Origin of the sequence: Pseudomonas sp. DP-17, assembly GCF_022380625.1 — a bacterium.
GTDB lineage: Bacteria > Pseudomonadota > Gammaproteobacteria > Pseudomonadales > Pseudomonadaceae > Pseudomonas > Pseudomonas nitroreducens_A.
In genome coordinates this window covers 963,293-990,246 of record NZ_JAKSXG010000001.1, presented here as the reverse complement: position 1 = coordinate 990,246, position 26,954 = coordinate 963,293, and the positions used below count along the sequence as shown (strand labels likewise).

The following is a 26,954-nucleotide window of genomic DNA, read 5'->3' as shown; positions in this document are numbered from 1 at the left end:
GAAAAGCTAGACCACTTCCAGGACCTCCACCGTGTCGCGTCACCTCGTGAAAGGACTGACGTTCGTCGGCTCCTTTGTCATTTTTTCAACAATCGCCGGATGTATCAGCACCAACGGTATCGCTCCGCAGGAACAGCGCCTGGGTGACACCGAGCTGGCCACCGACGCTGCGATCGCGCATGCCAACCAGGAAGCTGGCTGGCCGGCCGAGCAGTGGTGGCGCGCCTATGGCGATCCGCAGTTGAATGCCTGGGTGCAGACCGCGCTGGAGGGCAGCCCGACCCTGGCCCAGGCCGAGGCGCGGGTGCGCATGGCCATGGCCATGGCCGGCATCGCCGAGTCCGCCGAGTCGCCGCAGATCGGCGTGGACGCCTCGCTGACCCGCCACCGCTGGCCGACCGACTACTTCTACGGCCCGGGCGACCTGGCCGACAGCACCACCTTCAACAACAACGCCGCCCTGGGCTTCAACTATTCGCTGGACCTCTGGGGGCGCGAGCGCAGCAACACCGAGCGCTACGTCAACATCGCCAAGATGACCGCCGCCGAGGCGCGCATGGCCCAGTTGGAGCTGGAGGGCAACATCGTCCGCGCCTATATCCAGCTGTCGCTGCAGTACGCCAAGCTGGACATCGGCAAGGCCATGCTGGCGCAGCAGCAGGGCATCCTGGCCCTGGCCCAGCGCCGCCTCGCCGGTGGCATCGGCACGCATTTCGAAGTCAGTCAGGCGGAAGTCCCGCTGCCGGAAACCGAGCGCAAGATCGAAGCGGTGGACGAGGAAATCCAGCTGACCCGCAACCAGATCGCCGCTTTGGCCGGCAAGGGCCCCGGCGCTGGCGCTTCGATCCAGCGGCCGAGCCTGAAACTCGCCGAAGGCCCCGGCCTGCCCAGCAAGCTGCCGATGGAACTGCTCGGCCACCGCCCGGACGTGGTCGCCAGCCGCTGGAAGGTCGCCGCCCAGGCCAAGGGCGTGGACGTTGCCCGCGCCGAGTTCTACCCCAACGTCGACCTGGTCGCGAGTATCGGCTACAGCGCGGTGGGTGGCGGCGTACTGGAGTTCCTCAATGCCGAGAAATTCACCTACGGCGTCGGCCCGGCCATCTCCCTGCCGATCTTCGACGGCGGTCGCCGCCGCTCGCAGTTGAGCCAGGAATCCGCCGGCTACGACGCCGCCGTAGCGCAGTACAACCAGACCCTGGTCAACGCCCTCAAGGGCATCTCCGACCAGTTGATCCGCATGCACTCCATGCAACTGCAGGAAGGCTTCGCCGCCAAGTCCGTGGCCTCGGCCCAGCGCACCTACGACATCGCCACCAAGGCGTACCGTGGCGGCCTGACGGATTACCTCAACGTGCTCAACGCGCAGACCCGTCTGTTCCAGCAGCAGCTGGTGGAGCAGCAGGTTCGCGCCGCGCGCCTGGCCACCCACGCCGGCCTCGTCGTTGCCCTGGGCGGCGGCCTGATGGACAAGCAGGAAGGCCCCAAAGAGGCGAAGATGGTCCCCGAGACCGTCGATGTCCGCGCGGCCGGCGAGCGCTGAGATGGCGGGCGATTCCTTCAACGGCAGCACCGCCACCCGCCAGCTGGCGCCGCTGGACGCCCTGCGCCGCGCGCTGCTGGAGTGGGGCCGCAGTGACGGCGTCACCTGGGTGTATATCGCCAAGGTGCTGCTCGCCGCGCTGCTGACCCTGTGGCTGGCGATGCGCCTGGAGCTGCCGCAGCCGAGCACGGCGACCATCACCGTGTTCATCGTCATGCAGCCGCAGAGCGGCCAGGTGTTCGCCAAGAGCTTCTACCGGATCCTCGGCAGCCTGGTCGGCCTCTCCGTGATGGTCGCGCTGATCGCCATCTTCGCCCAGCAGCGCGAGCTGTTCCTGCTCGTCTCGGCGCTGTGGATCGGCCTCTGCACAGTGGGTGCTGCGCGTTACCGCGACTTCCGCTCCTACGCCTGCGTCCTTGCCGGCTACACCGCCACGCTGATCGGCCTGCCCGCCACCCTGCACCCGGAAGCCGCGTTCATGTCGGCGATCTGGCGGGTGCTGGAAATCAGCCTGGGGATTCTCTGCTCCATGGTGGTCAGCGCCACGCTGTTCCCGCAGACCTCCAGCACTGCCATGCGCAGTGCGCTGTACCAGCGTTTCGGCGCCTTCGCCGGATTCGTCCTGGACAACCTCGGCGGCGGCGAGCGGCCGAAGTTCGAGGCGGCCAACGTGGCCTTCGCATCCCAGGCCGTGGGCCTGGAAGCGCTGCGCAGCGCCACCCGTTTCGAAGACCCGCACATGCGCCTGCGCTCCGGTCGCCTGTCGCGCCTGAACAACGAGTTCATGGTCCTCACCACCCGTTACCATGCGCTGCACCAGCTGCTTTCGCGCCTGCGTGCCCAGCAAGCCGAGGCCGTGCTGCGCGCGCTGCAACCCTGCCTGGACGAACTCGCCCAGGTGCTCGCCCCGTGGCGCGGCCAGTCGGTCACCGACCGTGACGCCGAGCGTCTCGCCGCACAGCTGGAAAGCCACCGCACGCGGATGATGCAACGCATCCGTTCCGGTCGCGCGCAGCTGCTGGAAGAGCAGGACGAGCCCTCCGCGCTGTTGGACTACAACACCGCCGGCGAGCTGCTCTACCGCCTGGCCGACGACCTCTACAACTACGCCCTGACCCACGCCTCCCTGGCTGCGCACAAGCACGAGCGGGAGAACTGGAAGCACGGCTTCTCGCCCAAGGCCAACCTGGCCGCCTCGCTGGTGGCCGGTGGGCGCACCGCGCTGATGGTGCTGGTGTTCGGCATCTTCTGGATCGAGACCGCCTGGCCCAGCGGCAGCACCTTCGTGCTCAACGCCGCTGCCGTCGCTGCGCTGGTCTCGGCCGCGCCGGACCCGGCGAAGATGGCCATGCAGATGGCCGTGGGCACCTTCTTCGCGGCGATCCTCGGCTTCTCGGAAACCTTCTTCGTGTTCCCGCACCTGGACGGCTTCGCCCTGCTGGCGTTCGCCCTGGCGCCGGTATTCGCGGTGGGCGCATTCTTCTCGATCAAGCCCAGGTACGCCGGCTACGGCCTGGGCCTGCTGGTGTTCTTCAGCTTCGGCGCGATCCCGGCGAACCTCACCGTCTACGATCCGGGCCGCATGCTCAACGAGTACATCGCTCTGGTGCTGTCGCAGAGCCTGGCCGCGGTGGTCGCCGCGGTGATCATGCCGCCCACCAGCGCCTGGCTGTGGCGTCGCCTGGAGAAGGACCTGCGCCTGCGCGTGGTGGAAGCCATCAGCGGCAAGCTCGATGGCCTGGTTTCGTCCTTCGAGAGTGGCACCCGCGACCTGCTCAACCAGGCGTACGGCGTCGCCGCGCGCAGCCCGCAGATGCAACGCCGCTTGCTGCGCTGGACCTTTGTCGTGCTGGAGATCGGCCATTCGATCATCGAGCTGCGTGTCGAGCAGGAGAACCTGCCGGCCGAGTCCTGCTATGCCGAGTCGACGCCCTGGCGGCAGTCGATCCGCGCCATGGGCCGCGCCTTGATCCGCCTGTTCGTCAAACCCTGCGAGGCCAACCGTGAGCGCGCCCTGGCCGCCGTGGAGCAGGCCATCGATTGCGTGAAGACCACTGACGAGCCGCGCGCTCCGGACTTCGAAAGCTCGCCGCTACGCCGCGTGCTCAGCTACCTGCACTTCATCCGCAGCAGCCTGCTCGACCCGCAGTCGCCGCTGCGCGATGGCAAAACCTCTTCTGGAAGAACCACCCATGTTGCCTGACCTGCCCCGCGAGATCGCGTTCCACGGGGTCTACATGCCGACCCTGACCCTGATGTTCCTCGTCGCTGCAGTGATCTGCTGGGGCATCGACCGCATCTTCGCCTCCATCGGCCTGTACCGCTTCACCTGGCACCCGGCGCTGTTCCGCGTGTGCCTGTTTGCCTGCCTGTTTGGCGGCCTGTCCCTCACTATCTACCAGTAACGAGCGTGCACCCATGACTCTCAAATCCATCATCAGCCTGCTGGCGACCCTGATCATCCTGGCGGTCGCCGCGTTGATCGGCCGCGCCCTCTGGGTGAACTACATGGATACGCCCTGGACCCGCGACGGCCGGGTGCGCGCCGACATCATCAACGTCGCCGCCGATGTCTCCGGCGTGGTGGTCGACGTACCGGTGCGCGACAACCAGCAGGTGAAGAAAGGCGACCTGCTGATGCAGATCGACCCGGACCATTACCAGATTGCCGTGAAGCAGGCCGAAGCCCTGGTCGCCTCGCGCAAGGCTACCCTGCAGATGCGCCAGCTCAACGCCAAGCGCCGCCGCGCGATGGACGAGGAAGTGGTTTCCCGCGAGAGCCTGGACGACGCCAGCAACACCGCCGCTGCCTCCGAGGCCGACTACCAGCAGGCGCTGGCCGCGCTGGACGCCGCCAAGCTGAACCTGGAACGCACCCAGGTGCGCGCCTCGGTGGACGGCTACGTGACCAACCTCAACGTGCACCGTGGCGACTACGCCCGTGTGGGCGAGGCGAAGATGGCCGTGGTCGACGAGGACTCCTACTGGATCTACGGCTACTTCGAAGAGACCAAGCTGCCGCACATCCGCGTCGGCGACCCGGCCGAGCTGCAACTGATGAGCGGGGAGCGCCTGAAGGGCCACGTCGAGAGCATCGCCCGCGCCATCTACGACCGCGACAACCCCGAGAGCCGCGAGCTGGTGGCCGACGTCAACCCGACCTTCAACTGGGTGCGCCTGGCCCAGCGCGTGCCGGTGCGCATTCACATCGACGACGTGCCGGACGGCGTGCTGCTGGCGGCGGGCATCACCGCCACCGTGATCGTCAATCCGCAGAGCCGCAACGCGGAACACTCCGATGGCGCGGCTGCGGCGGCGCAGTGATCGGATCGGATGCATGAAAACGGGAGCTTCGGCTCCCGTTTTCATGAGCGGGCATCAGCCCAGTTGCGGCTGTACGCCGGCCAGCGCCAACGCTTCGTGCAGGGTCGGCAGGATGTATTGCGGCGGAACCAGGGCGGTGATGCCGTGCCGCTCCAGGTCCTGGCGCAGGTAGTCGTTGACCCGCCCGAACGCCAGCCGGATGCCCTTTTCCTGCAAGCGCCGGCACAACTCGCCCAGCGCCCTGGCCGCCGAGTAGTCCAGGCTGGTGATGGCCCCGGCATCGATGATGAACCAGTGCAACTCGCCGGGGGCCCGGTCGACCAGCTGGTTGACCTGCTCGGTGAAGAGGTTTTCGTTGGCGTAGAACAGGTCGGCGCCGAAGCGATAGACGATCAGCCCCGGCGAGGTCACCTGCCCATACTCCACCGGCCGGGCCAGCCAGCGCCCCTGCGGGCCCGGCTCGAGCATCTGGCTGTGGGGCCGGTAGCTGTGGCGGACGTGGTGCAGCAACGACAGCGCCATGGCCAGCAGGATGCCCTGCTCGACGCCGACCAGGACCACGGTGCCAGCGGTGACCAGGGCCATGCGGAACTCCGCCGGGCTTTCCGGACGCATTGACCGCAGCGCCTTCACGTCGATCAGCCCGAGGCCGATGGTGAAGACCACGGCGGCCAGCACGCAATGCGGCAGGTACTGCAGCCAGTTGCTGAAGAACAGCAGGACCAGCGCCACCACGGCGGCGAAACCCAGCTGCGCCAACTGGCTGCGGGCGCCGGCCTGGTCGGCCATGGCGGTCTGTGTCGGGCTGCCGTTGACGACGAAGGCGCCGCTCACCGCCGCGGCGGCGTTGGCGGCGGCCAGACCCAGGAGGTTCGCGTTCTGGTCGTCGTGTTCCTGATAACGGTCGGCGAACACCCGGCTGGCGGCCGAGGCCTGGGCGATGATCATCACGAAGCAGGCGAAGGCGATGGGCAGCAGGTCGAGCCATTGGTGCCACGCCAGGCGCGGCAGGACCAGCGAAGGCAGCCCGCCAGCGATGGGGCCGAGCACGGTAATACCGAGGCCGGCGAGGTCGAAGCTGGCGCTGGCGGCGATGCAGCCCACCAGCACCAGCAGCGGAACAGGCAGGTGCGGGCACCAGCGTTTGGCTGCCAGCAGGACGACCACGAGTGACAGGGATAGCGCGAGGGTCGGGCCGTGGGCCTGCTGCAGATGGCTGGCCAGGTAGAGCGCCTGGTGAACGCTGTCGCGTGCCGTGACCTCGATGCCGAGCAGGTCGCCCCCCATCGCCAGAGCCACCTGCACACCGACGCCGGCAAGAAAGCCGGCGAGCACGGTGCGCGAGAGGAAATCAGCAAGAAAGCCGAGCTTCAGCAGGCGCGCAATGAGCAGCATGCCCGCCGTCAGCAGGGCCACCCCGGCGGCCAACGCCAGGTATTCGGCGCTGCCGCTGGGCGCGGTGTCGGACAGTCTGCTGGAAAAGATGGTGGCGGTGGCCGAGTCCGCGGCCACCACCAGATGGCGCGAGGCACCGAACAGCGCGAAAGCCACCAGCGGCAGCAGGGCGGTGTAGAGGCCGGCCACCGCCGGCATCCCGGCAATGCGGGCGTAACCCAGCAACTGCGGGATATCCATGGCGGCCAGCGACACGCCGGACAGGACATCCCGCCAGCCGCGCGTGCGGGAGAGTGGGCGAATACCCGGGAACAGCTTCATGGAACCATCCGTCGATCGATGCGCCAGGGGCGACGACGCATTCCAACAGCTGCCCGGCCTACTGGGCAACGCCCGCTTTCCCCGCTGTCCATCGGATCGTCCGGATTGCGCAGTGGGAACGGCCGCTGGCGGTCAGTCGTCCTGCTGCAGGCGGTTCTTGTAGCTGCCGCGGATATTCATCGCCGCCAGGCACAGCTGCAACAGCACCAGCGCGTAGGCCTTGGCCGGCAGCCCCCAGGCGATCCACAACACGTTGCTGGCGATGAATACCCAGAAGCCCAGCTTGCGCCGCCTCCTGTCGCGGGAGCCCACCAGCCAGGCGGCGAGGACGGTGACCAGCATGGCCGGCCATTGCAGCAGGTCGATCAGTTCGTTCATGGGCGCTCGAGCTCAGGTGGATGTCCTGAACTCAGACCAGCCCCGGTGCGGCAAAGTGCGGACGAACTGGATAGCCGTCGAGCAGCGCGTTGGTCTTCTGCGGGTCCAGCTCGCCGTTGAAGGGCACGCCCAGCGCCTGGCGATGGATGCCGGTGGACGCCAGCCACAGGGTGTCCATACGCGCGGCGAGGGCGCCGGGCACGTCGGTCACCAGCGAGTCGCCGACGAACAGGATGTGCTGGGCGCCGCGCGCCTCCAGTTGTCGCTGGGCGATGCGGAAGGCCGACGGATCGGGCTTGCCATACCAGTGCACGCTGCCGCCTTCCTCGGCGAAGGCTTCGGCCAGGCGTCCCGCGCCGAACACCGTCTGGCCGCCGGAAACCACCACGCGGTCCGGGTTGGCGCACAGGAAAGGTTTGTCGATGGCGCCGCGCAGCGGGGCGAAGCGCTCTTCCAACTCGTCCTGCGGGAAGCTGCCGACACCCAGGATCAGCGACGCGGCGTGGATGTCGTCGCAGAAGCGCTCGCGAATCTCCGCCGGCCAGGTGGTCAGCGCATCGCCGACGCCGACGGTGTAGATGCCGCCGCGCTGGAATTCCCGTTCGTGGGTGAAGGCATCGATGGCCAGCTGGCCGGAGGTGGTGATGCCGGCGAACAGCTCGCGGGAGACGCCCAGGCGCACCAGGGTGTCGGCCATTTCCGGGACGCTGCGCGAGGCGTTGCTGAGGAACCACACCGGCTTGCCTTCGGCAGCGCGGCGGGCGAGCCAGTCGAGGGCGCCGGGGAATACGTCCACGCCGTCGATCAGCACGCCCCAGAGGTCGAGCAGGAAACCGTCGTAGTCGGCGCAGAAGGCGTCCAGGCCGGCGTGGTCGATGTAGCGGGTGTGGGTAACGGCGCTGAAGCGGGAGTTGGTCATGGCGTGCCTGTGAAGCGGTGGGAGTGCGCCCACGTTAGCGCACTCTCGCCATGACGGTGTGACCGATACGCCGATCAGTGCGCCGGGTGCCGCGGGCGCTCCTCGCCGAAGGTGTCCGCCAGCCAGGCCTTGAGCTGGCAGCCGGCGAAGGCCGAGGTGCTGCATTCGCCGCTGGCCAGGGCCTGCTGCAGCTTGCCGATGTCGGCCTCCTGCACGTAGGCGATGGCGTCGGTCATGTCGTCCTCGGCGCCGAAGCCGCCCTGGACCATTTCCTTGAGCGCGTCTTCCTTGCTCCAGCCCTGGATCACCGTGCGGTACATGGCGGCGAACAGGCCGGTGCGGTCACGCCCGTGCTTGCAGTGCATGAGTACCGGGCCGTTCTGCTCGGCGCTCTGCAGGGTGCGCAGGACCTTCAGCACGTCGGCGTCATCGACGCGGTCGGCGTGGGTCGGGAAGCTCACCGCCTGCATATCGTGCTGGCCGATCCATTCGCGGTCGTCGTCCTTGATGAAGCTCACCACGGTCCTTACCTGCAGGCGCTGCAGTTCGGGCAGGTCGGTGCTGCGTGGCAGGGCGCTGCGGAAGAGGGTTGGCGACATCTGGTAGAGGTTGAACGACTTGTCCACCGGCTTGGCCCAGTCGGCTGGCGTCTCGCCAGCGGCCAGGGCGAGCGGGGCCAATATCAGCAGGGCGGTGGTCATCGCGGCATGAAGCAGACGGGACATGGGCACTCCTCGAAAGTCCGCGCATCTTGCGCAAACCCGGGTCGTGCCGGGATGAAAAGGCGGTGAAGAAAGCGTGAAGAGCGCTCAGCGAGAACCGGCTGGCAAAAAGCGTGACAGCACGCCGGGGCGGAAGAACCACCAGACGCACAGCGGATAGCACAGGTAGTTCAGCGCGTAGATCAGCAGCGCTGCCGGGCTCGGGGTGTTCTTCCACGCGGCCATGCCGACCAGGATGGCATAGAGCAGCGCCAGCCCACCGCCGTACAGCGCGGTCAGCCGCCAGCGTTCGCCGGTATCCGCCAGCCGCTTGTGCCGACGGGCGAACCAGAAGGCCATGGCGGCGGCGATCACCGCCGCCACCAGCAGAGTCGCCGGCACACCGCCGACCCGCAGCAGCCCGCGCGCCACCACGTTGAGAAAGAAGGCGGCGAGGATACCGGCGAGGGCGAGGTAGCGGACCGGGTAAGTCATCAGACCCCCTTCAGCAAGTAGGCGCCGATGAACAGCAGCGCGCTGCTGGTCATCAGTGTGACGGCGAAGGCGCGGCCGTCGGCGAGATCGGCCATCAGGCCGTGCCACAGACGAGTCGAGGTGGCGGCCGCGTTCATCACCTCGCGATTGCGCAGCAGGCCGGCACTGTCATGGGTGCCCTTGAGCATCAGCGCGGCCAGCGCGCAGCAGGCGAAGCCGACGTAGATCGTGGTTTCGCACAGGGCCGCTGCGCTCAGCTCGCCCCGGTACGCCGTCACGCCGATGGCTACGGCAAGTTGCAGCAGGAGGAACGGCAGGAGGATGCGGCCGATGCGAAAGAGAAAGTGCTTCATAGCGAACCGTCGAGGCCGAAGCGCTTCTTCAGCACCTTGTCCAGCAGGCCGGTGGGCAGCCAGCGCGAGAGCAGCGGCAGGGCCCGGCTGCCGTTGCCGATGCGCACCAGGCGCGGGCGCGGGGACTTCTGCGCAGCAGCGAGCAGCTCGCGGGCGAAGTCGCTGGCGGGCGTAGGGTTGTCCTGGGAGGCGGCGGCGCGCGCCTGGATGAATTGACGCAACGGCCACCAGGCGGAGTCCTCGCTGACCACCGCGGCCATCTCGCGGCTGGCGTTGGCGCCGAAGTTGGAGGCGATGGCGCCGGGTTGCACTTCCATCACGTCGATGCCGAAGGGCGCCAACTCCAGGCGCAAGGCGTCGTTCAGCGCGTGCACCGCCGCTTTCGATGCGCAGTAGGCGCCGGCGAAGGGGGTGACCAGCACGCCGGACACGCTGCCGATGTTCACCACCAGCCCGCGCCGCGCCCGCAGCGCCGGGAACAGCGCGCGGGTGACGCCGACCACGGCGAACACGTTGGTTTCGAACTGCCGGCGGATCGCCTGGCTGCCGCCGTCCAGCAGCGGACCCATGGCGCCGTAGCCGGCGTTGTTGATCAGCACATCGAGGCCGCCGGCTTCGCGTTGCAGCCGCTCGGCGAGGCGCTCGACGGCGGGCTCGTCGTTGACGTCCAGCAGCACGCCACGGAAACCCGCCTGGCCGAGGGCGGCGACGTCTTCATCGCGGCGGGCGGTGGCCCAGACCTGGTAACCGGCGCTCTGGAAGGCGTCGGCGAGGGCGCGGCCGATACCGCTGGAGCAACCGGTGATGAGGGCGACGGGTTGGGGCATGGTCTGGCAGTCCGTGTCTGTGGGCGGGACTACCGTACCGGATTGTGCGGGGCAGGTGAATCAGTTGCCGAATCGACCGCTCACCCGCTCGGCGCGAAACTCCAGGGTGCTGGCGCGGTAGCCGGGGCGCAGCGGCGGCAGCGGCAGGCAGTCGCTCCAGCTGTCGCCGGCCAGCAGCGCGCCGGGGCCACGGTAGCGCGGCGCTTCGTAGAGGTTTTCGGCCAGATCGGTGGTATCGCCAGGGCGGTAGGCGGCGACTTTCCAGCGTAGTTCCAGCAGTGGGCGATTGGCGCCGTTCTTCAGGCTGACCGCCAGCGGCCGGCCGGGCTGGCACTGGTCGGGCTGGTAGGCGATGCGCAGTTCCAGGTGCTCGAGCTGGCGGGCGTCGCTGTTGTCCTGCCAGATGGCGAGGCCGATCACACAGGCCAGCCCGACCAGGCCGGCGCCGGAGATCGGCAGGGCGCGGGAGGGGTAGCGGATCAGCAGGATGATCCAGGTGACGATCAGCAGGATGCCGTACAGCATGGAGCGCTCCGCGCGGGGATTTCGAGCATTACATTAGCAGGCGGTGGGATAGGGCGGGTTGATGTGGCTCGGCTGTTGTAGGAGCGAGCTTGCTCGCGAACGTGGCCGGCGGCGTAGGAGCGGACCTTGTCCGCGAAATCCTTCGCGGCGGACTTCATTGTTGTCAGGGAACACTGCATTGCATCGCCCTTGTAGGATAGGGCCATGTCCGCGAACTTTCTGCCTCTGCCTCTGCCTCTGCCTCTGCCTCTGCCTTGGGTGTTCCAGCGTCGCTTCTGCGTGCGCATGGACTTCTTGTTTCGCCCCCTCGGGCGACCTCCTTTGGCAAACGCCCCAAAGTAGGCAAAGGTCTTGCCCCGGACATCCGGTTTTTCGCTTAGGCGAAAAATACCCTCGTTGAAACGAAGTTTCAGGGGCCCGCCGCGAAGGGCCATCCCTGGCCCATCGCGGCTCTCGCGACATCCATGTCGCTCAACCCCTGAAACTCCGCTTCAACGAGGCCTCCTGAACGGGGCGGTCTGGAGTGCTCTGGCATTTCTCTGGAAGCCTTCAGAGCCAAAGCCAAAGCCAAAGCCAAAGCCAGAGCTGGGGACTGGCAGATTGGGCTTTTCGTAGGAGCGAGCTTGCTCGCGAACAGCTTTGGCTCCTGCACTTTCTTTTGATGTCTTCCAGAGAACTATCCGCACGCGCCGAAGTGCCCCTTTCAGGAGGCCGAAGGTGATCGGAGTTTCAGGGGCCGAGCGACATGGATGTCGCGAGAGCGTTGCCGGGCCAGGGATGGCCCGTCAACGCGGGCCCATGGAACTCCGAGGAACCGAGGGTACTTTTCGCGAAGCGAAAAGCCGGATGGCAGGGGCGAGACCTTTGCCTACTTTGGGGCGTTTGCCAAAGGAGGTCGCCCGAGGGGGCGAAACAAGAAATCCGCGCGTACGCTGAAGCGGCGCCGGAACACCCAAGCCGAAGCAGCAAACACCTGCACCGTTGGAGTCGAGGCAAACGTCGGCCCTGCCGACGGATCGCGGACAAGGTCCGCTCCTACAGATTTTTGGTACGCCAATTTTGCGATCAGCATGCATTCCTATGAAGCAGTACCGCCATTTCGCGTGTGAAGTTTCCGTATCATCCCAAACCGCCTAAGGAGAGCTAACAGCGGCCAAGTCGACTCAGTACCTTTGCGCTCGGTGCTGAACACACTGTACTTGGCGGCGTGCCGCTCCCGACAGATTTTGCGGTCTTTGCTGATCCGTAGCTTTGCTATGGTCGGGTAACGCGCAGTCATACAAGACCCGAAAGGGGAAAGCTGCGGGCCGTTCCAAGTGCGGTGTTCAGGTACCCGATCGCCCCTACTGAACAGGGGGTGAAAATGAACAGTTACTTGGAGATTCACCATGCTTCGAATGACCACTTTCGTCACTGAGTCGGACCTTCGCCACCCGGAGGAGGTCCGCCATGGATAACGAAATCCTCATCCCCACCACCTTCATCCGTCACCGCCGCCAGTTGCGGGCGTTCCTGCTCGATGACGAGCCCTGGTTCTGCGTGCGCGACCTGGGACGGCTGATCAACCGGCCGCTGGACGAGCGCCTGCACAACAGCCTCGACTCCGACCAGTTGCAGAGCTGCTGGGTGCGCGACAGCTGCGGCGACTACGAAAAGGTCCTGCTGGTCAGCGAGTCCGGCGCCTATGCGGCGCTGATCTTCCACTTCCATCCGGAGAACCGCTGCATCCGCCATTGGCTCAACCGTCAGGTCGTGCCGGCGTTGCGCAGCGCGGAGCATCCTGCGGTGGGGCCCAGAGAGCGGCAACTGTGCTGGGCCGATCAGTACCTGGGCGTGCTTGAGTGGCACGGGCGGTTGTGGGTGCCGTTCGATGATTTGCCGGTTGTTGGCGTGCTGGATTGACGCCAGGGGTAGGCCGCTGGGCGAAAAATCTGGAACAGATTATCCGCCGGCCCGACTACGGCGGATAACGCTGGCGCGTTATGCGCCCTACGGGTGCCATCGTAGGCGGCGGGCAAAAAAAAGCCCCCGCACCGAAAGGTGCGGGGGCATTGGCGCCGATGGGGGGAAGCGCCGGATCCTGGCGTGGAATCAACGCACGACGGCGCGCAGCTCCACGTTCTCGGTGGTACGGCCGTAGACGTCTTCTAGACGCTCGATGTCGTCCTCGCCCAGGTAGCTGCCCGATTGCACCTCGATGATCTCCAGCGGGATCTTGCCCGGGTTGGCCAGGCGGTGGACCGAGGCGATCGGGATGTAGGTGGACTGGTTCTCGGTGAGCAGGAAGGTCTTGTCGTCACAGGTCACCTGGGCGGTGCCGGAAACGACGATCCAGTGCTCGGCGCGGTGGTGGTGCATCTGCAGCGACAGGCGTGCGCCGGGCTTGACGGTGATGTGCTTGACCTGGAAGCGGCCGCCCATGTCCACCGAGTCGTAGGAACCCCACGGACGGTAGACCTGGCAGTGGTTCTGGGTTTCGGTACGGCCGGCGGCGTCGAGCTGGTTGACCACCTTCTTGACGTCCTGCACGCGGTCCTTGTGGGCGATCATCATGGCGTCCTTGGTCTCGACCACCACGATGTCTTCCAGGCCCACCACCGAGACCAGCTTGCCATTGCCATGCACCAGGCAGTTGTGGCTGTCGTGCACCACCACGTCGCCCATGGTGACGTTGCCATCGGCGTCCTTGTCATGGACTTCCCAGATCGACGACCAGCTGCCGACGTCGTTCCAGCCGGCGGCCAGCGGGACCACGCAGGCGCGGCGGGTCTTTTCCATCACGGCGTAGTCGATGGAGTTGTCCGGGCAGCACTCGAAGGTGGCGGCGTCGATGTTGATCAGCTCGCCGTCGTGCTGGCTACGCTCCAGGGCGAGCAGGCAGGTGTCGTAGATGTCGGCGTCGTGCTTCTTCAGTTCTTCCAGGAAGCGGCTGGCGCGGAACAGGAACATGCCGCTGTTCCAGAAGTAGCCGCCGTCCTCGACGAACTGTTGGGCGCGGGCTTCGTCGGGCTTTTCGATGAAGCGTTCGACGCGGATGACGCCATCCGGCAGGCCGCGCTCGTCGCCGGCCTTGATGTAGCCGTAGCCGGTTTCCGGGCGATTGGCGGGGATGCCGAAGAGCACCATTTCGCCTTTTTCCGCGGCGTTGGTGGCCAACGCCAGGGCACGCTGGAAGGCGCGCTGGTCATCGATCACGTGGTCGGCCGGGAGCACCAGCAGCAGTTCGTCACGGCCTTCGGCGAGCAACTTCATGGCGGCGATGGCGACTGCCGGGGCAGTGTTGCGGCCGAAGGGCTCGAGCAGGATGGACTGGGTCTTCAGGTTCAGCGCTTCGAGCTGCTCCTGGACGATGAAACGGTGTTCCTGGTTGCTCACCACCACCGGCGGCTCCATGCCTTCGAACACCAGGCGCTCCAGCGTCTGCTGGAACAGGGTGTGTTCGCCGGTCAGGGCCAGGAACTGCTTGGGATACTGTTTGCGCGAAAGAGGCCAGAGTCGCGAGCCGCTACCACCGGAAAGGATTACTGGGATCATCGGGTTTCTCCTAAAGCGTTTGCGTTCTGTTGGCCGGCCCACGTCATGCGGGCCGGCGTGCGGTTTGGGTGACCTCTCCTGTGCTTGCCGTGGTTGCGGCGCACGGGTCCTGCTGCCGGTGTGGGGCCGGTCTTGTTGTTCTGGGTGGAGCGGGGCGCGTCAGGTGTTCGCGCGCCCCAGGACCCTCCCCGAGGGGAGGGCAGGCAGTTCGTGCCGGCGGGAGGTGTGGCGCCTCGTCCGCACTCCGGATGGGAGTGGCTGTGCAGCATCCGCCGGCGCATGGATCAGTCCGCCTTCACCGGGCGCTTGACCCACACCGGGTTCAGCTTGGCGCCGTCACCGGTGACGTAGAGGCAGACCACTTCGCCGCGCTCGAGGGTCACCGGCTTGAGGTCGCTGACCTTCTTCGCGCCGTCGAACAGCGCCAGGTTCACTTTCACCGGGTTGATCTCGCGGTCGCCGTGGCTCTGCGGGGCGACGTTGCTGACGACCTCGGTCTTGCCGTCGGCGGTCTTCAGGGTGAGGGCCTTGCCGCTGAGGTTCTGTACGCGAACCAGGGCCTTCTGCTTGTTCTTGAAGGGCGGCTCGGGCACCAGGCGCGGCTGGCCGCCGGGTTGGCTGACCAGGGTGTAGTAGGAATCCGGGTCGAGTTTCACCGGCAGGCTCTGGGAGCCGACCTTGGCGGTGTAGTTGCCCGGCGGGAGGAACTTGAAGTCGCTGGAGCCCAGCGGCGAGATGTCGTTCAGGGTGGCGTTGCCGACGCTGACGGACAGCTCGCCGCTGCCGGCGTTGTAGGCCCGTACGAAGGTGGAGCCCTTGGGAGCCTGCGGGCCGTAGAGTGCGCCTTCCCCACCGGCGAAGGCGCCGAAGGATGCGGCGCCCAGGGCCAGTGCCAGGGCGGACGACTTCAGGGTGCGAATGCTCAGTCGGTTAAAGGTCGTGCGGTTCATGGGGTGTACCTCCGTCTTCTCTCTGGTGGGCACGGGTGGTGCCCCTTTCAGCGCTCGGTGCGCCGTGGGTTCTGTGGTTCAGTGCGCTGCGCCCTGGTTGGAAGCCAGGCGCTCGTCGCGGCTGCCTGCTGCCCGCAATTGCGCCACCCAGTCCGGGTTGAACTGGCTCAGGTCGCTGTGCATCGGCAGGTAGCGTTCGGGGAATTCCCACACCAGCAGTTGCGCCGGCTTCTGCTTGAAGCCTTCGTCCTGCAGGATTTCGAGCATCGGTTCCAGCGGACCCTTGCCCTCCTTGGCGTAGTTGATGACATCCGCCGAGAGCGCCTGCTTGAGGGCGCCGGCGAAGTTCCAGCGCGGGTTGGCGCTGTAGCTGGTGCCGACCAGGGCAACCTGCGGCTGGGCGCTATCGCCGAAGAGGTCGCCGCCGCCGTTGTCGGTGGCGCCTGCGGCGTCCTCGGCCGGGTGGGTCTGGCGCTGCTGCAGCTGGTCTTCTTCAGGCAGCAGGTTGGTGAACAGCGGGTCCAGGGGCAGGAAGGTCAGCAGGTCGCCCTTGTGCGCGCTGCTCTTGCCGGCCTCGGTGACGAAGCTCTGGGTGGGCAGCTCGGAGCCGACGCTGGCGCGGATGCTTTCGCCCAGGCGCTGGGCCACGGCTTCGGCACCCAGCGGGGTCCAGTGGGTGTCGGTGCGCAGGAACACCTGGCCGTTGTCCTTGGCTTTTTCCATCGTTCCCAGCAGCTCGGGCGCGGCCATGCCGGCCTGGCGGGCGCGCTGCAGGAAGTCGGTGTAGAGCGAGGCGTGCAGGGCCGCCGGTTGCTCCTTGCCGACGTACTCGGGGTAGAGGCGGGTCTTGGCCGGGATGATCGCCAGCACCAGCTTCACGCCGCGGCGTTCCAGCTCCTGCTGCACGCCGCGCACCAGCGCCCAGTTGTCCTCGAGCTGCTGCTGGGTAGGGGCGGGCTTGAACTCTTCATCGGTGAACAGCCAGCCGTCCTTGCCGATCACCACGCCCGGGCGGCCTTCGTCGAACAGGGTGTAGTCCAGCGCAGCCCAGAGGTTGGTACCCAGGCGCTTGATGGGAAATTCGTCGTCGTAGTGGCCTTCGAAGGCGTGGGCCAGCTTGCCGTTGAGCACGGTGGTGCCCTGCGCGGCGGAGAAGCTGGGGAAGGCCTTCAGCGACCAGCCGGCAAGGCCCAGCAACATCCCGCCGAAGGCGGCGATGTAGGCGTACTGGAGGGGTTTGGCGATTCTCATGTTTTCCACTGGCATGATCTGGCCTCGCTCAGAACTGGAAGTAGAGGAACGGCGAGTAGCTCTGCGCCGAGAGCTTGAGCACCGAGGCGGCGAACAGCAGGAGCAGGGCGACGCGGGTGGCCAGTACCGGCAGCTGGGTCATCCAGTGCGGCTGGCAGACGGCGGCGCCGCTGGGCGAATAGGCGATGGCCGCCGGGTCCTGCTGGGCCATGGCCGGGGTGCGCGGCTGGGCGCTGGCCGGGCCGTCGGCATCGACCTGTTCGGTCTTCGCGGCGGCCTTGGGCGCCTTGCTCTGCATCGGCTGGTTGTAGAACTGGCGCAGGCCGAAGAAGGCGAGCACGAGGTAGGCGATCACCAGGGTGCCGATCTGCAGGCCGGTGAGGCTGGCGCGATTGAGCTCGGAGAGCTTCCAGTCGCCGAAGCTGAACATGGCTTCGTACATGCGCCAGGCCACGTGCAGGTTCTCGGCGCGGAAGATCACCCAGCCGACGATCACCAGCAGGAAGGTGAAGACCCACTTCAGCGGATTGAGCACGCGCGGCGCGGCGTTCACGCCCAGGGCGCGCTCGATGGCCAGCCACACGCCGTGCCAGGCGCCCCAGATGATGTAGGTGACGTTGGCGCCGTGCCACAAACCGCCCAGCAACATGGTGAGGAACAGGTTGCGGTAGGTCTGGAAGGTGGTGCCGCGGTTGCCGCCCAGGCTGATGTACAGGTAGTCGCGCAGCCAGGTAGAGAGGCTGATGTGCCAGCGCCGCCAGAACTCGGTGATGGATTGGCTGATGTAGGGCTGGTTGAAGTTCTCCATGAAGCGGAAGCCCATCATCAGGCCGAGGCCGATGGCCATGTCGCTATAGCCGGAGAAGTCGAAGTACAGCTGCGCGGTGTAGGCCAGCGCGCCGAGCCAGGCGTCGCCCGTGGTCGGGTCCTGCAGGGCGAAGCAGTGGTCGGCCACCGCCGCCAGGGTGTCGGCGATGAACACCTTCTTGACGAAGCCCTGCATGAAGCGCGTGCAGCCTTCGGCGAACTTGTCGACGGTGTGGGTGCGGTGGTTGAACTGGTCGACCAGGTCCTTGAAGCGCAGTACGGGGCCGGCGATCAGGTGCGGGAAGATCGCCACGAATGCCGCGAAGTCGATCAGGTTGTGCGTGGCCGGCGTATCGCCGCGGTACACGTCGATGATGTAGCTGATCGATTCGAAGGTGTAGAAGCTGATGCCGATGGGCAGCAGGATGTGGGTCAGCACGAAGGGCTGCATGCCGAACGAGGTGATGATCTCGTTGAGGCTGTCGACGCCGAAGTTGGCGTACTTGAAGTAGCCCAGCACGCAGAGGTCGACCACCACGCCGAGGATCAGCCAGCGCTGTGCGGCCTTGGTGCGTACGCCGGCGGCGCCGATGCGCAGGCCGATCCAGTAGTTGAACACGGTGACGCCGGCGAACAGCAGGAGGAAGTCCACCCGCCACCAGGCGTAGAAGATGTAGCTGGCGACCAGCAACAGGAGGTTCCGGTAGCGGTTCCCGCTCAAGTAGTACAGGCCTAGGAAGACCGGCAGGAACAGGAACAGGAACACGTTGGAAGAAAAGACCATTCCGCGTCTCTCTCTGGAGCTTCAAACCTTGAGTGGCTCCGGACCTTCCGGCGTCTTCTCGACGCCTTGAGGAAAGGCCGGGGCAACCCGCCAATTCCTCCCCATGTGGTGCTCAATCTGCTGCGCCCGCCCGCGTCTTTATTGCGTGGGTCGGGTGGTGTTGCTCGCCGGTGTTTCGGCGTTGGGGGTTCCCTCTCCCAAGCCCTATCCCTTCAGGGAGAGGGCTGGGGAGAGCGGCTTTGAGGCCCACTGCGAACTACCTGCTCTGGCAGGGCGAATAACGCGAAGCGTTATCCGCCGTGGTTTCGTGCCAGATCCTTCGGCGGATTACCGCAAGCGGTCATGCGCCCTGCGGGAGTTCCGCTTTCAAGGAAACGGGCGCTGCTTCAGCTCCCCGCCCCCTGGCGGTTGAAAACCTTGGTCACCTCACCCCCCAGGCGGAAGCTGTTGAACGGCTCCATCTTCTTCTTCCAGTCCTGGGTCTTGGGCGCGCAGCTGTAGAGTGCGCAGTAGGGTTCCAGCCAGGCGAACTTGCTGTTCTCCTTCAGGTCGGCCATGTCCTGGTCGTTGCCGGTCTTCTCGTCGAAGGCGTCCTGATCGTCCACGCCTTGCATCACGCGGTTGGCCAGGCGCTGCAGGGCGCCGTTGTTCTCCTGGCGCAGGTCGACGCCGTTCACCTGGGCGAAGGCGGCGATCATGGTCAGCGGTGGCAGCGAGTAGTTGTGGTAGGAGAGGGCACGCTGGCGACGCTTGAGTTCGTTGGGCAGGTAGCCGTCGGCGTCCACCTGGTTGGCGGCCACCTTGAATTCCTGCACCGACCAGTCGAACAGGTCGCGGCGGTTGGTCACCACGGCGGTGGACATCACCGACCAGGCGGCCCAGTAGGAGTGGTTGTTGATCTTCTTCAGCGGCAGGTCGCTCCAGTCGCGCACCACCTGGCTGCCCAGGGTGCTGAACCAGTTCTCGATCTCCTTCGACTGCTCGGTGTAGGCCATCAGCGGGCGGCTGCTGGAGAACTTCAGGCGCATGTAGGAGGACGACAGGCTGCCCAGCGCCCATTTGCGCATGGACTTGCCGGTATGGTTGTAGTCGCTGCTTTCCAGCGCGCCGGCTTCGGCCCAGGACGTCAGCCAGTTCATCGCGCAGTCCAGATCGCCCTTGTTGCCGCTGCGCATGTACTGGGTGATGAGCTTGGTGGCGCCGCGCTCCATGTCGGTGATGTCCTTGATCTGGCTGCGGAACTCTTTCTCCGCATCCGCATTCAGGGTGGCGCGCGCCGAGTCCGAGCCCTTGTACTTGCTGGTGAACTGCAGGCTGCCGGTGTAGGGCGTCGGCGGAGTCGGGCAGTTGCCCGAATCCTTTTTGCTGCCCTTGTCGCCGACGGCGGAGAAGTAGCCCGGCGGCGGCATCAGGTCGGCGGCATAGGTGGTGGCCTCGCCACCGAACAGGGCGCCTAGCACCGCGACGGTCAGGCCGATGCGGGCGACAACGGGTGTCTTGATCTTGCGTAGGCTGGGCATGGAATTAACTCCCTCGCGTCAGTTGGCGGCCACGTCGGCCGACTTGGCTTTGGGCGTCTGACAGAGCTTGGCCTCGACTTCCAGGCCCGCCGGCATGTCTTCCGGCGCCTCGATCTCCAGGGAGAGGAACTGCTGGTTCGACCAGTCCTCGTCGTTGCGCAGCTCGAAGACGTAGCGTCCGCCGGTGTCCACGGCCTTGGACTGCTCGATCTTCAGCTGCTCGCGACGACCGTTCATGTACCAGATGGTGTTCTTGAGTTCGTGCACGCCGGGGTCGGAATAGGTGACGTCGGCGGTGTAGCTGCCCGAGCGGATCGGCAGCGCGCCGCTGTTGAGCAGCACTTCGTTGCTGCCCGCATGCAGCTTGACCTTGCGGCTGATGGCCGGCTTGCCGTCGGCGCAGCCGTTGTCCACCAGTGGCATGGCCTGGCGGTAGAAGCTCTTCTGCGCCATGTCGTAGTGGGTGGCGAATTCCCAGATGAGGATCTTCGGCGGCTTGTCGTGGAATTCCTTGCTGGTCATGTAGGCCAGCAGGGAGCTGTCGAAGCCGCCGCCGGACACGGCGTTGTTGAGGATGTCGACCTTGCCGTACTGCTCCAGGAAGCCGGCGAAGTTGTAGGCCGGGCCGCTGTTGGAGGTGCCCACCAGCGCGACCTGGGCATCGCCGCCTTCACCGAACAGATCGCCGCCGCCCGAATCGCCCACCGGTTCGGTCTCGAAGCGATCGACGTATTGCGGTGCGTAGCTGCTGCCGCACAGCTGCGCGGCGGCCTTGTGGAAGGTGCCCAGCTTGGACAGCAGGCCCACGCGCTTGCTTTCGAATTCCTTCTTCGGAATGTCGTTGTAGGCGGGGATTTCCTTCAGCGTCTCGGCCACGATCTTCGCACTGCGCATCGCACCGTACGGCGTCCAGTGGTGGTCACCCTTGAAGTAGTAGGGGTGCTCTTCCTTCTCGTCGAACAGCGGCGAGAAGTCCGGGGTGTAGATGCCGGCCTTGCGGAACTGGGCGATGGTCGCCTGGTAGTTCTTCTTCGCCAGCTCGTAGTTGAAGCTGGCCTTCTCCTGCGGGTTGAGCTTCTCGCGGTTCACCAGGCCGCGGGTGGGCTGGTAGACCACCACCAGGTCGATGCCCTTGCGCTTGAGTTCGTCGCGCAGCTGCTTGAGCTCGCGCCAGCCCTCGGCTGTGGTGCCGAAATCGGTGCGCAGGTCGTAGGTGGTACGGAACAGCCAGTCTTCCTGGGCCGGCACCAGGTGAGTGAAGAAGCCCAGATACTTGGTGTTGTACGCCGCCTCGTTGGCGGCGGTGGGGCAGAGCCCGGCGGCCGGCTGCGCGGAATAGCTCGGCGCATCGGCGGCGTCGGCCTGGTGGGCGAGCAGCAGGGCGGCGGAGAGGCCCGACAGGCGCAGCAGGTTGATGGTCAGTTTTTTCATGGTCGTCGGGTCCTCAGTTCTGCAGTTCGGCCTGGCTTTCGACGGGGTCGATCAGCACCGCGCGTTGCTGGCGCACCAGCAGGTCCAGGATCTGGTCCTGCTTTTCGCCGAGCACGCCGTTGAAGGAGATGCCGGAAGATTTGGTCGGGCCGAGCATGGCCACCTTGTAGAGCTCCAGCGACAGCGGCGAATCCACCGACAGCGGGCCCGAGCCATTGCCGGCCAGCTTGCCGCCGACCACGATCAGCGAGACCTTGGTGTCGAAGGGGTCGAGGTCGATGTTGCGGTCGGTGTCGGACAGGTCCTTGATGTGCCCGTAGACGCCGATCAGCTTGTTGCCGGCCGCGAGGTTCTCGTAAAGGCGGATGTTCACGCTGTTACGGATGCGGATGCCGTGGCGCAGGTTGGCCAGCACCTGGTTGCCGTAGATGAGGTTGTCGCCCGACTCGTAGAGGGTGATGCCGTCGGAGTGGTTGCGGTACACCTCGTTGTAGGCCACCAGGTTGCGCTCGGAATTACGGTCGAGGACGATCCCGGAGAGGTGGTTGTCGTAGGTCTTGTTGTGGATGATCCAGCTGTCGTTGACCTCGCGGGAAACGATGATGCCGTGCTTCTTCTTCGTCCCGTAGACGGTGTTCTCGGCGATGATCAGCCGGTGCGAACGGTCGTGCGGGTCGATGCCGTAGACGATGTTGTTCTTGTAGGTATTGCCGCGTACCACCAGGTCGTCCGCCTCGTAGCAGTAGAAGCCGTACCAGGCGTCCTCGAATGTCGAGTTGAGCACCCAGCCCTGGGGGCGCGGGCGCTTCATGGTCTTGTCCATGCCCGGGCTGTACTGCGAGATGGAGATGCCGTAGGCCTTGGACGCGTTGTAGCCGAAGCTCTGGAAGTGGCTGTTGACCAGGTAGGCCTCGGCGCCGCCCCAGGAGATCAGGAAGGGGCGGAACTCGTTGGGCTCCTTGAACCAGGCCGGTTCCTTCTTTGCCTCGTTCCAGGCGGTGACCCTGGTGTCACGCACGAACAGCTTGCCGTCGTTGACCAGGAACGCGCCGCGGTCCTGGGACAGGCGCAGTTCCTTGACCTTGCCGTCGATTTCCAGGGTCGCGCCCTGGTTGACGACGATGGGCAGGCGGGCGATGAATACGCCGGGCTCGGTCTGTTCCAGGGCCGTCCTGGGCAACTTGCCGGCCAGCTCCGCGAGGTTCACGTAGCCGCCGTCGATGAAGATTGCCTGGGGCATCTGGCGCTGGCGTTTCACCCATTCGGCAAGGCGGTTCTTGCCACCGGTGAATTCCTTCAGGGGCTGCTGCTGGACCATGCGTTCGACGCGGGCCTGGCCGCGCTTGTTGCGCTCGATCTTCTTCTCCACCGCCTCGGCGGTGTAGCCGGAGAGGTCGGGCAGCTTGGGCGGCTCCAGGTGCAGCGGTTCGCTGGGGGCGGCGGTGACGGTGTAGTTGCCGGACTCTTTGAGCGTCTGGGTATGACCCGGTTCGCTGGCTGGGTGCTGTTCGGCGTTCTTTTCTTCTGCGACCTTGGCGCTGGTTTCGGCCTTGGCCGCGGGCTGCGCCGCCCAGGCCGGCGCGCCGGCGCTGAGCAGGCCGCCGAGCAGCAGCGCGGTCAGCGGCAGGGCGTGTATCGGGTGGCGGTTCATGGCCGTTTCTCCTTGCGCGCGGGCCTCCAGCGGATACCCGGCCACGCAGCGGGAGCGGCGTAAAGCGAGCTGGGGAATCCGGTGGAGGGTCATCGCTACAGTCCTCAGAAGTGCCAGATCACGTCGACGAAGGCGTGGTGCATGGTCGAGTCGACGTGGCTGCCGTAGGCATCGCCGGGCTTGAACACGCCGCCACGGAAGCGGATCAGCGCAGACGGCTCGTCGATCGCCTGGCTCATCGAAGCCGGCAGCAGGCCCTGCTTGAAGTACTTGGTCACGACGAGGTCGACTTCCTGGCCGATGTCCTTGGAATCGTTGACCAGAGGAGCGGTGATGCCGCTGCTACCGATATCCGAGTCGCTGTCCACACGGCGGAACTTGTTGTAGATGACGCTGGCGTCGTAGTCGTCGCGCAGCTGCCAGGAGCCGAACAGGGTGGCAGCCTCGAGGTTCGACAGTTCGCCGCGGAACGCCTCGCCGAAACGGTGCGCGCGGGCGCGGGTGCCGGTGAAGTTGGAGCGGTTGCTCTCGAGGCCGGTCTGTTCGAACTGGTCTTCGCCGTTCTTGCCGCCGCCACTGCCGCGGGCGTAGGCGCCGCCGACGCGCCATTGCTCGTCGATGTTCCAGCGCAGGCCCAGGTCGGCGCCGTAGGCATCCACGTCGCCGCTCTGCTTGCCGGCGGCGACGCGCTCGCCGTTCACCGGGACAGTGGTCAGGCGGTCGCGGTTGCCGGTCAGCCAGGTGGCGCTGGCCCAGTAGTTGATGGGCATCTGCGAGCGCCAGTTGTAGCCGTCGCCGTTGGCCTCGATGCCGACCCAGGTGAGGTCGCCGGTGGAGCGCTTGTCCAGCGAGTCGACGGTCTCGCCCGGGTCCGGCAGGCTGCCGCTGTCGTCGGAATGGTGCAGGCGCAGGCCGACCCAGTGCTGTGGCATCCACTGCGTGGAGATATCGCCGAAGACGTGGGTGCGGTCCTTGTCTTCCGGCGCGAGGTCGGTGATGTCGGTGCGGTAGTCGGAGAAGCGCTGGGCAGCGCCGAGGTGGGCGCGCAACAGGGTGGTGTCGAAGGTCCAGTTCAGCGCTTCGATGTTGGTGTCCTGCCACATGCCGCTGTCTTCGCGCAGGCGCTGGCGACCGAAGCGCAGGTGCTCGCCGGGGTATTGGGTGAGGCCGGCGTAATCGACCCAGAATTCGCGCAGGGCCAGGTAGGCGTCGTCGGGCTCGCGCTTGTTGTCGCTGCTGCCGCGGCTGGTGTCGTTGACGTCGTCGTTCTGCAGGGTGTCGGTCTGGATGGTGTCGGTGGCGGCGACCGCCTGGCCCATCACATAGGCGCTCCAGTCACCCCACTGGCCGAAGGCCCAGGGGCGGACGTCCAGGCCGATGCCATTGAGGTCGCCGCCACGGGCGGTGCCCAGGTCGCGGTCGTCCTCGGATTCGGCGGTCACCTTGATGTCGAGGCCGAAGTTCTTCGGCGGCTCTTCTGCCGCGTGGGCGAGGCTGCCCAGGAGGGTGCTGGCCAGGCTCAGGCCGGCGCCGACCATGACGGGGAACAGGCGTGCGCGGCGAACAGCGGTAGCCAGAGCTCGCGGCTTAATCCCTTCGATAAGAGCAAACGGCGGGGTGGTCATCGGGTCAATGCGCTTCATAGGTTTTCTTGTTCCTGATTGTTCTGCAGGAGGCTGACGGTGGCTTGCCAGTTGGCCCCGCGCGCTTGTTCTTCGCGCTTGAGCAACTGCTGGGCCGCAGTGCGGTCGGCCGGTTGTATCTGCGGCTCGATCTGCGCCATCAGGTCACTGGCGGTGGGGACCTGCTGGCGCTGGGCGAGCTCGCCGAACACGTAAGCGTTGACCAGGTTCGGCCGAATGCCACGGCCCTGCGAATACAGCTGTGCCAGGGCCATGTCGGCGCTCGCCTGGCCGGCGCGCGCGGCGATCAGCAGGTGGTCCACGGCCTTTTGCGGGTAGACCTGGCCGAGGAAGCCACGGCGGTAGATCTGGCCCAGGTAGTAGTGCGCCTGGGGCTCGGTGGCGGCGGCCTTGAGCAGGTGCTGTTCGGCTTTCTGCGGTTCCTGCGGCGCCCACTTGCCGTCGTAGTAGAGGCGGCCCAACAGCAGTTCGGCGCGGGGCTGCGCGGCGTCCTGGGCCTTCTTCAGGTAGTCGAGCATCTGGTCGAGGTCGCCCAGGTCGGGGTTGTCGTATTGCAGCTTGGCCAGGCTGACCCAGGCGGCCGGGTAGGTCGGTGCGATCTCGTTGAGCAGCGCTTGCGCGGCCTGCGGGTCGGCGGTGCCGATGTTCGGGTCGGCCAGCACGCCGGCCACCGACTCGACGCGCTCGGACGGAACGCGGCCAGCCTTCCAGCCTGCCTTGAGCGCTTCGATGTGGGCCTTCTGCTTATCCGCGTTGCCCTGTTTCTGGTACACGGTGGCCAGTTCCATCCAGCACACGTCCATGCGGGTCAGCCAGCGCTGGCAGACCTGCTCGACTTCGCCCAGGTGCTGGTCGTAGGTGCCCTGGGTGCGATACAGGATGATCTGCGCGAGGTCGGCCTGCGGCAGGCCCTGGGCGCGCCACTGGTCGATGCGCTGCTGCGGGTTCACGTTCGGCCAGGCCTGTGGGTACTGCAGGTAGAGGACGATCAGCGGAACCAGCGCGCTGTCCTCGCCTTCGTCGAAGGCGCGGGTCAGCAGCTGTTCGGCTTCGCGGTGCTCGGCGTCGGTGCCGCCGGGCTTGGCCGCCAGCCACTTGCCCAGGCGGGCGCGGGCGCGCGGCGAGCTCTCGGCGGCTTCGCGGTAGAGCTTCTCGGCGCGGGCCTGTTCCTCGGGATCGCCGGTGGCGGCCTGCATGTCGGCCAGTCCGACCTGTGCGTCGGCGTAACCCAGGGTCGCCAGGGACTGGAAGTTGGCCTGGGCGGTGGCGATGTCGCCGCGCTCCAGGGCTTCCTGGGCCAGTCGCTGGTCGGGCAGGCCGGCGCAACCGGCGGCCGCGGCGATGGCGAGCGCCAGGGCCAGGTGCGGGGCGTGTCGCAAGACAGGTCGATTCATGCGGGCGGTCCTCTTAGCGGGCGGTGGCCAGGGCCATCGCCTTGTTCAGCAGGGTGCGGCCCGGCAGGCCGCCGATGCTGACTTCAGTCGGGCGACCAGCCATCTGGCTGTCGAGCGGCTGGTCGGGGGTGATCTGCACACGGATTTCCGAGGACAGGTCGCCGTCCACCGGGGCGGTGCGCAGGATGCGGCCGCCGCGCACTTCGGCGTCGCCAGCGACCTGGAAGTTCACGTGGGTGCCGGGGGAGAGCTCGGCGGCGTTGCGGTAGGGGAAGCGCGCCTCGATGGTGGCGTTGCTGTCGCGCGGGGTCAGGGTGAAGATCACGTCGCCCTTGTTGGCGAACTGGCCGTTGGCGACGCGCTGCTCGACCACGCGGCAGTCGCACGGGCTGGTCAGGGTGCCTTTCATCTGGTGGCCGAAGAGCTTCTCGATGTTGCTCGGGTTGAGCTGTTCTTCGGTCAGGTTGCCCTTGAGCAGGTCCAGCAGGTTGGCGGAGAAGGAGGCGATGGGCGCGCCCTTGGCGACGTCGGCGCCCGGCTCCACCAGGCTTTCCACGGTGCCCTCGCGCGGCATGGTGATCTGCTGGCTGGCGACGCTCACCACGCCCGAGTCGGCGTGGGTGACGAAGTACAGGTTGTAGATCTGGTTGAGGATCACCGCGAAGGCGCCGACGCCAACCACGAAGATCGCGGTGCTCACGGTGACCGCGCGGAAGCGGCCGAAGAAGCCCATGCCGCCCGAGCCTGCGCCATGCTTGCGGGCCTTGGTGAAGTTCTCGCGCTGCAGGGTATTGAGCATGTCGCCGACGCTCACGACTTCACCGGCCAGGTAGGAGGTGATGAGGTAGCGCAGGGCGGCGATCTCGCGCGGCTTCAGGTGCTGGAATTCGCAACCCACGCGGGCGCTTTCGCGATCGTACGAGCGCACCTGGAACTCCACTTCCAGGGAGAAGCTGATGCTGTCGATCTGGAACAGCAGCTTGCCCTTGTGCAGGTCGCCGACCTGCACGGGTGTGTTGTTCGCGGCGGTGAACGCGAAGCCGCCGGCGGAGAGGTCCAGCAGACGGGCGTCGACGCCCTCGCGATGGGATCCGATGAAGCGGATGCGGGCGGGCAGCTTCACCCGCGCGTGTTGGCGCTGGGCTTCGGATTCGTGCACGACATTGACGTTGACGGCGGTATTCATGAGGTCGAGTCCTGTTCGTAGCTAA

The 26,954-nt window shown here is 66.4% G+C and carries 23 protein-coding genes; 5 read left to right on the top strand and 18 right to left on the bottom strand.

Features of this window, described 5'->3' with window-relative positions:
* Nucleotides 1-46 precede the first annotated feature (46 nt).
* Genes MJ122_RS04635 through MJ122_RS04620 form a run of 4 tightly spaced genes read left to right on the top strand, consistent with a single transcriptional unit; the run spans nt 47 to nt 4,864 of the window.
* Nucleotides 47-1,540: an efflux transporter outer membrane subunit gene (locus MJ122_RS04635; protein ID WP_239742826.1), complete on the top strand. Its 1,494-nt coding sequence runs from the start codon at nt 47-49 to the stop codon at nt 1,538-1,540.
* 1 nt (nt 1,541) lies between these two features.
* A complete protein-coding gene (locus MJ122_RS04630; RefSeq protein ID WP_239742558.1) occupies nt 1,542-3,743 on the top strand; it encodes an FUSC family protein in 2,202 nt (733 codons plus the stop codon).
* 1 nt (nt 3,744) lies between these two features.
* Nucleotides 3,745-3,945, top strand: a complete 201-nt coding sequence (locus MJ122_RS04625; RefSeq protein ID WP_088419805.1) for a DUF1656 domain-containing protein — start codon at nt 3,745-3,747, stop codon at nt 3,943-3,945.
* Between the two features lie 13 nt (nt 3,946-3,958).
* The gene (locus tag MJ122_RS04620) at nt 3,959-4,864 is read left to right on the top strand and encodes an HlyD family secretion protein (protein ID WP_239742556.1); all 906 of its coding nucleotides are present in this window, start codon (nt 3,959-3,961) and stop codon (nt 4,862-4,864) included.
* A gap of 54 nt (nt 4,865-4,918) precedes the next feature.
* Here MJ122_RS04620 and MJ122_RS04615 read toward each other — a convergent pair whose 3' ends face one another.
* From MJ122_RS04615 to MJ122_RS04580, 8 genes are all read right to left on the bottom strand, one after another.
* Nucleotides 4,919-6,580, bottom strand: coding sequence for a SulP family inorganic anion transporter (locus MJ122_RS04615; protein ID WP_239742554.1), 1,662 nt, complete (start codon nt 6,578-6,580; stop codon nt 4,919-4,921).
* A gap of 132 nt (nt 6,581-6,712) precedes the next feature.
* Nucleotides 6,713-6,958 carry a hypothetical protein gene (locus tag MJ122_RS04610; protein WP_239742552.1) on the bottom strand — a complete coding sequence of 82 codons (246 nt, stop codon included), beginning with the start codon at nt 6,956-6,958 and terminating at the stop codon, nt 6,713-6,715.
* Between the two features lie 31 nt (nt 6,959-6,989).
* Nucleotides 6,990-7,877: a TIGR01459 family HAD-type hydrolase gene (locus MJ122_RS04605; RefSeq protein ID WP_239742550.1), complete on the bottom strand. Its 888-nt coding sequence runs from the start codon at nt 7,875-7,877 to the stop codon at nt 6,990-6,992.
* Between the two features lie 74 nt (nt 7,878-7,951).
* Nucleotides 7,952-8,602, bottom strand: coding sequence for a tyrosine-protein phosphatase (locus MJ122_RS04600; protein WP_239742548.1), 651 nt, complete (start codon nt 8,600-8,602; stop codon nt 7,952-7,954).
* 84 nt (nt 8,603-8,686) lie between these two features.
* Nucleotides 8,687-9,073: a hypothetical protein gene (locus MJ122_RS04595; RefSeq protein WP_088419457.1), complete on the bottom strand. Its 387-nt coding sequence runs from the start codon at nt 9,071-9,073 to the stop codon at nt 8,687-8,689.
* Nucleotides 9,073-9,426 carry a hypothetical protein gene (locus MJ122_RS04590; protein WP_239742545.1) on the bottom strand — a complete coding sequence of 118 codons (354 nt, stop codon included), beginning with the start codon at nt 9,424-9,426 and terminating at the stop codon, nt 9,073-9,075. The genes MJ122_RS04595 and MJ122_RS04590 overlap by 1 nt, the downstream gene beginning before the upstream one ends.
* A complete protein-coding gene (locus MJ122_RS04585) occupies nt 9,423-10,253 on the bottom strand; it encodes an SDR family oxidoreductase (protein ID WP_239742544.1) in 831 nt (276 codons plus the stop codon). Before MJ122_RS04585 ends, MJ122_RS04590 begins: the two co-directional genes overlap by 4 nt.
* Nucleotides 10,254-10,313: 60 nt before the next feature.
* Entirely contained in the window at nt 10,314-10,778 is a 465-nt protein-coding gene (locus MJ122_RS04580) for a multidrug transporter (RefSeq protein ID WP_088419463.1), read from the bottom strand.
* 1,449 nt (nt 10,779-12,227) lie between these two features.
* On the opposite strand from MJ122_RS04580, the gene MJ122_RS04575 reads away from it, so the two are divergent.
* A complete protein-coding gene (locus MJ122_RS04575; RefSeq protein WP_239742542.1) occupies nt 12,228-12,680 on the top strand; it encodes a Bro-N domain-containing protein in 453 nt (150 codons plus the stop codon).
* Between the two features lie 189 nt (nt 12,681-12,869).
* Here MJ122_RS04575 and MJ122_RS04570 read toward each other — a convergent pair whose 3' ends face one another.
* From MJ122_RS04570 to MJ122_RS04525, 10 genes are all read right to left on the bottom strand, one after another.
* A complete protein-coding gene (locus MJ122_RS04570) occupies nt 12,870-14,312 on the bottom strand; it encodes a mannose-1-phosphate guanylyltransferase/mannose-6-phosphate isomerase (protein WP_239742540.1) in 1,443 nt (480 codons plus the stop codon).
* A gap of 284 nt (nt 14,313-14,596) precedes the next feature.
* Nucleotides 14,597-15,262 (bottom strand): alginate O-acetyltransferase AlgF, encoded by a 666-nt coding sequence (gene algF, locus MJ122_RS04565; protein ID WP_088419469.1) that lies wholly within the window; start codon nt 15,260-15,262, stop codon nt 14,597-14,599.
* A gap of 78 nt (nt 15,263-15,340) precedes the next feature.
* Entirely contained in the window at nt 15,341-16,513 is a 1,173-nt protein-coding gene (locus MJ122_RS04560) for an alginate O-acetyltransferase (protein WP_239742538.1), read from the bottom strand.
* A 28-nt stretch (nt 16,514-16,541) separates the two neighbouring features.
* Entirely contained in the window at nt 16,542-18,104 is a 1,563-nt protein-coding gene (locus tag MJ122_RS04555; protein ID WP_239742536.1) for an MBOAT family protein, read from the bottom strand.
* Nucleotides 18,105-18,490: 386 nt separating this feature from the next.
* Nucleotides 18,491-19,606 (bottom strand): mannuronate-specific alginate lyase, encoded by a 1,116-nt coding sequence (locus tag MJ122_RS04550; protein ID WP_088419809.1) that lies wholly within the window; start codon nt 19,604-19,606, stop codon nt 18,491-18,493.
* Nucleotides 19,607-19,642: 36 nt separating this feature from the next.
* A complete protein-coding gene (locus tag MJ122_RS04545) occupies nt 19,643-21,055 on the bottom strand; it encodes an alginate O-acetyltransferase (protein ID WP_088419473.1) in 1,413 nt (470 codons plus the stop codon).
* Between the two features lie 13 nt (nt 21,056-21,068).
* Nucleotides 21,069-22,706: a mannuronan 5-epimerase AlgG gene (algG, locus tag MJ122_RS04540; protein ID WP_239742535.1), complete on the bottom strand. Its 1,638-nt coding sequence runs from the start codon at nt 22,704-22,706 to the stop codon at nt 21,069-21,071.
* A 104-nt stretch (nt 22,707-22,810) separates the two neighbouring features.
* Nucleotides 22,811-24,244, bottom strand: a complete 1,434-nt coding sequence (locus MJ122_RS04535) for an alginate export family protein (protein WP_088419811.1) — start codon at nt 24,242-24,244, stop codon at nt 22,811-22,813.
* 101 nt (nt 24,245-24,345) lie between these two features.
* On the bottom strand, nt 24,346-25,743 hold the full coding sequence (gene algK / locus MJ122_RS04530) for an alginate biosynthesis TPR repeat lipoprotein AlgK (protein WP_088419477.1): 1,398 nt from the start codon (nt 25,741-25,743) through the stop codon (nt 24,346-24,348).
* 13 nt (nt 25,744-25,756) lie between these two features.
* Nucleotides 25,757-26,929, bottom strand: a complete 1,173-nt coding sequence (locus MJ122_RS04525; protein ID WP_017519028.1) for an HlyD family efflux transporter periplasmic adaptor subunit — start codon at nt 26,927-26,929, stop codon at nt 25,757-25,759.
* Nucleotides 26,930-26,954 lie beyond the last annotated feature (25 nt).

What these genes read in the sequence shown, in the direction of transcription:
- MJ122_RS04585 (WP_239742544.1), bottom strand. Translation starts at nt 10,253, where the DNA reads ATGCCCCAACCCGTCGCCCTCATCACCGGTTGCTCCAGCGGTATCGGC.
- MJ122_RS04595 (WP_088419457.1), bottom strand. Translation starts at nt 9,073, where the DNA reads ATGACTTACCCGGTCCGCTACCTCGCCCTCGCCGGTATCCTCGCCGCC.
- MJ122_RS04555 (WP_239742536.1), bottom strand. Translation starts at nt 18,104, where the DNA reads ATGGTCTTTTCTTCCAACGTGTTCCTGTTCCTGTTCCTGCCGGTCTTC.
- MJ122_RS04570 (WP_239742540.1), bottom strand. Translation starts at nt 14,312, where the DNA reads ATGATCCCAGTAATCCTTTCCGGTGGTAGCGGCTCGCGACTCTGGCCT.
- MJ122_RS04545 (WP_088419473.1), bottom strand. Translation starts at nt 21,055, where the DNA reads ATGAAAAAACTGACCATCAACCTGCTGCGCCTGTCGGGCCTCTCCGCC.
- MJ122_RS04590 (WP_239742545.1), bottom strand. Translation starts at nt 9,426, where the DNA reads ATGAAGCACTTTCTCTTTCGCATCGGCCGCATCCTCCTGCCGTTCCTC.
- MJ122_RS04535 (WP_088419811.1), bottom strand. Translation starts at nt 24,244, where the DNA reads ATGGTCGGCGCCGGCCTGAGCCTGGCCAGCACCCTCCTGGGCAGCCTC.
- MJ122_RS04575 (WP_239742542.1), top strand. Translation starts at nt 12,228, where the DNA reads ATGGATAACGAAATCCTCATCCCCACCACCTTCATCCGTCACCGCCGC.
- MJ122_RS04560 (WP_239742538.1), bottom strand. Translation starts at nt 16,513, where the DNA reads ATGAGAATCGCCAAACCCCTCCAGTACGCCTACATCGCCGCCTTCGGC.
- MJ122_RS04605 (WP_239742550.1), bottom strand. Translation starts at nt 7,877, where the DNA reads ATGACCAACTCCCGCTTCAGCGCCGTTACCCACACCCGCTACATCGAC.
- MJ122_RS04620 (WP_239742556.1), top strand. Translation starts at nt 3,959, where the DNA reads ATGACTCTCAAATCCATCATCAGCCTGCTGGCGACCCTGATCATCCTG.
- algF (WP_088419469.1), bottom strand. Translation starts at nt 15,262, where the DNA reads ATGAACCGCACGACCTTTAACCGACTGAGCATTCGCACCCTGAAGTCG.
- MJ122_RS04610 (WP_239742552.1), bottom strand. Translation starts at nt 6,958, where the DNA reads ATGAACGAACTGATCGACCTGCTGCAATGGCCGGCCATGCTGGTCACC.
- MJ122_RS04600 (WP_239742548.1), bottom strand. Translation starts at nt 8,602, where the DNA reads ATGTCCCGTCTGCTTCATGCCGCGATGACCACCGCCCTGCTGATATTG.
- algG (WP_239742535.1), bottom strand. Translation starts at nt 22,706, where the DNA reads ATGAACCGCCACCCGATACACGCCCTGCCGCTGACCGCGCTGCTGCTC.
- MJ122_RS04630 (WP_239742558.1), top strand. Translation starts at nt 1,542, where the DNA reads ATGGCGGGCGATTCCTTCAACGGCAGCACCGCCACCCGCCAGCTGGCG.
- MJ122_RS04615 (WP_239742554.1), bottom strand. Translation starts at nt 6,580, where the DNA reads ATGAAGCTGTTCCCGGGTATTCGCCCACTCTCCCGCACGCGCGGCTGG.
- MJ122_RS04525 (WP_017519028.1), bottom strand. Translation starts at nt 26,929, where the DNA reads ATGAATACCGCCGTCAACGTCAATGTCGTGCACGAATCCGAAGCCCAG.
- MJ122_RS04580 (WP_088419463.1), bottom strand. Translation starts at nt 10,778, where the DNA reads ATGCTGTACGGCATCCTGCTGATCGTCACCTGGATCATCCTGCTGATC.
- algK (WP_088419477.1), bottom strand. Translation starts at nt 25,743, where the DNA reads ATGAATCGACCTGTCTTGCGACACGCCCCGCACCTGGCCCTGGCGCTC.